Origin of the sequence: Lactiplantibacillus herbarum, from assembly GCF_001039045.1 — a bacterium.
GTDB classification, from domain to species: Bacteria; Bacillota; Bacilli; order Lactobacillales; family Lactobacillaceae; genus Lactiplantibacillus; species Lactiplantibacillus herbarum.
Window position 1 is genome coordinate 1 of the sequence record NZ_LFEE01000015.1, and the last position, 5,906, is coordinate 5,906.

The 5,906-nt window shown below is 42.4% G+C and carries 1 protein-coding gene; it reads left to right on the forward strand.

The features are described 5' to 3' along the window. Nucleotides 1-1,040: 1,040 nt before the first annotated feature. Nucleotides 1,041-5,906, forward strand: a 4,866-nt coding sequence (locus ACG95_RS04475; RefSeq protein WP_173425503.1) for a KxYKxGKxW signal peptide domain-containing protein, incomplete at its 3' end; no start/stop codon positions are given.

Consider the following 5,906-nt stretch of genomic DNA (forward strand, 5'->3'; position numbering starts at 1 on the left):
AATTTGTCTAACTTTTTTGTTGCACTTCAATTGGTCGGTGTTTTTTTACTGATTTTAACGCCAGAATTAACTGTGGTTGTGAATATTATTGGTCCAAGAATGACAGTTTAGTTAATGCGCATTATGTGCGGAGCAAACTCGAAATGATCTTTTTGAATAGATGAAACTTTGATCGATGGTTAAAGTGAGATAGACGGAAGAAAACTAACGATCTATGGAGGTTTAAAGTTGTAAAAAAACAAATTTATGGAAACCGCGTCAGAAAGGGAATTAAACGGGTTTAATAAATTGAATTAAACTGTTTTAAACAGTTTGACAACCATCTCATATGAGCATGTACATAAATTAGTTAATGAACGTTATTTAAACTGTTTTTGGTATTTTAAAATATAACAATTAATATATTTATTCCTATAAAACAAATGCGTTACCCCTTGATTCAATTAGGTATAACGAAATTGGTATGTGATAACTTTGTCGCTTAATCCTTATTTCAAGTTATGAAACAAATTATTCGCATTGATTAGAAAGTTTTAGTAGGATACTAGCCAAGATAAGTGAATTCATTTATAAAGCGGAAATCTGTGATTAAAACGCAGTTATATCAAGGGCTTTAGTCATAGTGATGCTTAGCTTTGATCGGCTTTTACGATGGAATTAGTGTCACTCGCTTTTCTAAGCTAAAGCAACTTTAAAATCGAACCAATTATCTCAGCTAATGCGAACGCATGACTAGGATAATTGGTTTGTATTTTTGAGAGAAAATAACGTTGGTTAATTTACTTAAATGGTTCACCTCTCGAAATCGTTGGTTGATATCAAAAAAATATTGCTGAATGCAATTTTTTTCATAATTTACCCTTGGAATATTTAAATAGGAATAGTAATATAGTGAAAGCAATAAAATAATTAACGCAGTGTACTAAGAACACTGTGTATAAAAAACACTGTGTACAGAAAATGATAGTTGCATAAGTTACACATGTAGTTTGTTAGTTAAGCTCACATAGTAACGTACATCGGAGAAGGAAGGCATCAACGTGAAATTTGTAAGAAACAACGCCTTTAACGGCGATCCTAAACTACATTATAAGATGTTCAAAGTTGGACGTACCTGGGTATTTACAGCTATGACATCTTTTGCCCTTATAGGTGGCACGCAATTACTCGCACATGCGGATAGTCCAAGTTCTAACGACACCAGTGAAGTTAGTTCAAGTGCGACCAGTTCGGCGTCTAGTGACAGTAGCTCGGCTAGCAGTGCCGCTATTGCCAGTGATTTAACCGCTGCCGCTCTAGCAGCATCTACCGCAGCTAGCACTGCTTCAACTAGCAGTTCAAGTGCCGACAGTTCATCATCGGCATCTTCAAGTTCTTCAGCAGCCTCATCTTCGAGTGAAACTGCTGCAAGCAGTAATTCCGATTCTAGTTCGGATACGGAAACATCAACGACTAGCAGTGCCGCTAGCGATTCAACAACCAGTACGACTAGTGCAACTAGCACAAGCAGTACGGCTTCAAGTGCGGCCTCATCAAGTACATCAACTAGTAGTACAGCTTCGAGCACGTCAAGCAGTACTACGACAAGTAGCTCAAGCACCGCTTCATCTAGCGCCACGACTACTTCAAGTAGTAATTCCAGTGCTAGTTCGTCAACCACTAAAGTTAACAGTGTCGCAACAGTTTCTGCAACGAGTTCAGTCGCAAGTGCGGCCAGCTCAGTGGCAACTAGTGCTAATTCAGCCGCTTCAACAGCTAACTCATTGTTACGCACTGACGCAGCATCTACTAGTAATAATGCATCAGATGCATCAGCTGCAACCGCATCTGCTCTACAAGCATCTTCATATGCAGCCGCTGCAAGTAGTTATGCGGCGTTAGTTAACACTTTAGCGGCTCAAAATGCGTATAGTGCAGCTCAAAGTGCCTATCAAGAGGCTTTGTTAGCAGCTGACTATGCTAATCACTATAACAGCTTGGCGTCAATGTATTACACGGCGCTTGCTGACGGTGATCTGACTTCAAATGCACAAGAAAATGCAGCCGGTTGGGTTGCTGCCTCAACCGCTGCATCGAGTGCTGCTATCGCAGCCTCAAATGCAGCAGCCGTTGCCTCAACCGCCGCCTCAACCGCATCAAGTGTGGCAACACAAGAATTAGTTAACATGGCAAGCAGCACTAACAGCGCTGCATCTTCAGCTGCTAATTTAGCTAACTCTTTAGCATCTTCAGCTGCAGCCGCAGCCTCAAGTGCTTACACGGCAATGCAATATGATAAAGATACGAATAAGAAGACGACTTCATCAGCATATAGTACAGCATCGAGTGCCGCAGTCGCTGCTACAAGTGCAGCCTCAAGTGCAGCCTCAGCCGCTGCAGTTGCTTCTTCAGCTTATGATGCTGCCGTTAGCGCTGCTGCCAACAATGATTATGAAACTGCAAGTACGGCTTATGTAGATGCAACGACCGCTTTAACTGATGCGAACAGCTTTGAAGTTGCAGGGAGTACGGCTAATAGTACCGCGCAATTAAATGCCAGCTACGCTAACAGTGCTGCAATTAGTACACAAGCTAGTCAAGCCAGTTCAAGTGCTAACGTTGCTGCTTCAGCCGCACTGTCAGCAGGTAGTGCAGCAAGCTCAGCAGCTTCATATAGTGGGACGCAAGCTTCAGCTTATGCCAGCTCTGCTACTCAGGCTTATGCTTACGCGGTAACTTTGTATGGTGGTGCATCTGATGCAGCCGCAGCCGCAGTTACTGCAGCAACGCCACAAGAAGCAGATTCATATGCTCGATTGGCTAGTTCATATGCAGAAATGGCTGATAGTTATGCGTCAGACGCTGCATCGTATGCTGTTTTAGCAAAGCAATTTGCTACTGATGTTAGTGGTGAAGCAACGAATACGGCTAGTGGTGCAACTGTTTCAACAACTACTAGTAATCAAACTCTTAACGTGGGTGATTCAGCTACCCTTACTGGGAGTGTAACTTTTTCTAAGACTGGTACCCTGGGTGCTAAATATAGTCTTGAAAAGGGAACTAAGTATGTTTGGTATGTCTCTACTGATGGCAAGACTTGGACGGCGGTAAGTACGACAACGACTACTGCAACTAGCACTTCCAGTACGTATACGCCAACAATATCGGTTGCAGGGACTTATTATTATCAATTAGTTATAACTGGTACTGCTTCAGCAACGCTGTCAAGTGATATTACCTTCACTACGGTTGGTAGTAATGTTATTACCGTTGTAGTCAGTGATCCAAACGGGACTTATTCAGAACAAGCAAGCAGTGCCGCTGATTTGGCGTCAAGTTATGCTAATAACGCTAGTTCTGCAACAAGTACGGCTAATAGCGCCATCTCACAAGCAAGTAGTTCAGCTAACTTGAATGGTGAACTTTCAAGTGATTATTACTATCAAGCAAGTAGTTCAGCAAGTCTAGCTAATTCATATGCTAAGCAAGCGTCTAGTGAAGCTGCTAAAGCTGCTAAAGCTGCGACTGCTGCTAGCAATGCTGCTTCTAACGAAGCCGCCGGTGCATACGAGTTAGCAAGCTCATATGCTGTTGATGCTGCCAGTTATGCAGTTAATGCGAGCTCATACGCTGTTCAAAATAGTGAAGCTGCATCGGCTGCCATTGTTAATTTGAACTTAGCCTTGAGCGCAGCTGTTAATGAAGATGGTGGTTCAGCTGCAACTGATTATTTGGCATCGTCAGCCGCTGCATTAGCAAGTTCTGCCGCTGCTGCCGCAAGTTCCGCCGCTTCATTAGCCGCTTCAAATGCAGCCAATGCGGCCAATGCGTATAATACAGCCGGTTCAAGCTTTAACAGTGGTGCAACGGATTATTCATCAGCCGCTGCATCAGCCGCTACGGCTGCCAGTTCGTTTGCTGCTGCTGCTGGTTCTGCCGCAAGTTCCGCTGCTTCATATGCAGTTGAAGGTAATGCGACGAGTGCTGCTTACTATCAAAGTATTGCATCATTACGCTTAACTCGTGCTTCTGAACAATTAACGGCTGCTGAAAGTGCTGCAAGTGCGACGACGAAAACAATCGTTGAAGCACAATCTAGTTATTATAATTCACTAGCTGCAAATGCTAGTGCTGCTGCTTCGACTGCCAGTACTGCTGCCAGTGCTGCGTCCTCAGCTGCAAATTCGTTGAGCACGGCTTATTCAAGTAATACAACTTTAGGATCTTCATATGTGACAGATACTCAAAGTTATGCAAATGCTGCTGAAAGTGCTGCTGGTGCTGCCTCAGCTGCTGCATCAAATGCTAATAAGTATATGTCATTAGCTTCTTCAGCAGTAGCGGCTAGTAATTTTGTTATGGCGAGTTCGTATGTAGATTTAGCAAATGCATCAGTTGCAGATGCTAGTTCATATGCAGCTTTAGCAACGAAAGCTGCAAGTTCAAGTAGTGACAATGCAACTAATGCTGTTAATTATTCTGCCAATAAGAATAGCTATTACAATAGTAGTGATACTGGTGATGCTACGACAATTCTTGGAATTGTTATTTCAGGTGGTATGACTACGCAACCTGCAAAGTCAACATCTACGGTTTCTGGTAAAACTATCACTTTGAGTGCAGTTGCAAAAACTGGGCTAGGGGCTATTTCCATTTGGAGTAGTGCTAAGTGGTATGTACAAGTTAACGGTACTTGGACTGAAATTAGTAAGGTAGATTCGAGTATTTTAACTTATACGGTTGCTAATTCAAATGGATTAGCAACTTCTAAATCCACACTGACGGTCACTATTGCCTCAGGATATACTGGTACATTATTATTTCAATCAGTGTCTACATTCCAAGGGGTGGTGTTAAACACATATACTTTTGCTAGTGATTTAGCAGAAGTTGATGTTTATGATAGCGAAATTCCAGCAACTGGGATTGAAATTTCAGGTGACGACTATATTATCAATAATAGTGGTGATAGTGATGATACAACCGTTACTGGACAATATACCGCTACTACTAATCCAGGTAATGCAACTGGTACAGTAACATGGGCAACAAGTGATTCAAGTGTCGCAACAATTGATGAATCAGGATTAATTACAGTTGTTGGTAATGGGACAGTTACGATTACAGTAACAATTACTAATGAAGATGGAACTTCATATTCATCTTCAAAAACCATTACTGTTGGTACTGGTTTAGAGGATCAAACAGTTGATGCTGGTAGTGACTTAGATTGGTCAACAGTTACTAATTCTACTGATAGTGACAGCGATAGCGATGTTACTTATCAATGGTATTATAATGCCAATTCTGATGATTCAGCTAATTCAACTCCAATTAGTGGACAAAATGGCTCTACACTTAATTTGAGCAACATTACAGTAGATCAATCTGGGTACTACTACTTGGCGATTACTAGTGGAACTGGTGATGATGCAACAACTGTGTATTTAGGTGCTGGCTATTTAACTGTCAACTCAGTTCAAACATCAGCCGCTGATTCAGCCGCCAGTGAAGCTACTGATTATGCAACTGCTGCCGATGAATATAACTCAATTGCTAATTCATATGCTAATGTTGCTGATCAATACAAAGATGGTAACTCTAATGCAAGTTCGTACGCACAACAAGCAGCAGATGCCGCTGCTACGGCTTCGACTGCTGCAAGTAATGCAGAAGCAGCCGCAAGTGCTGCTTCTGACGCGCAATCTAATGCTGATTCAGCCGAAGCTGCTGGACAAAACTCCGCAGCGTCAAGTTACGCCGCAGAAGCCAAAAAAGCTTCGGAATCAGCTGCAAAAGCTAAGTCTGATGCTGCAGGCGCAACGGATAATGCGGGTTACTTTGCTGCATTAGCTGCTGAAGCTACAGATACCGACACGGATACGGATACTGACACAGATACGGATACAGACACTGATACAGATACG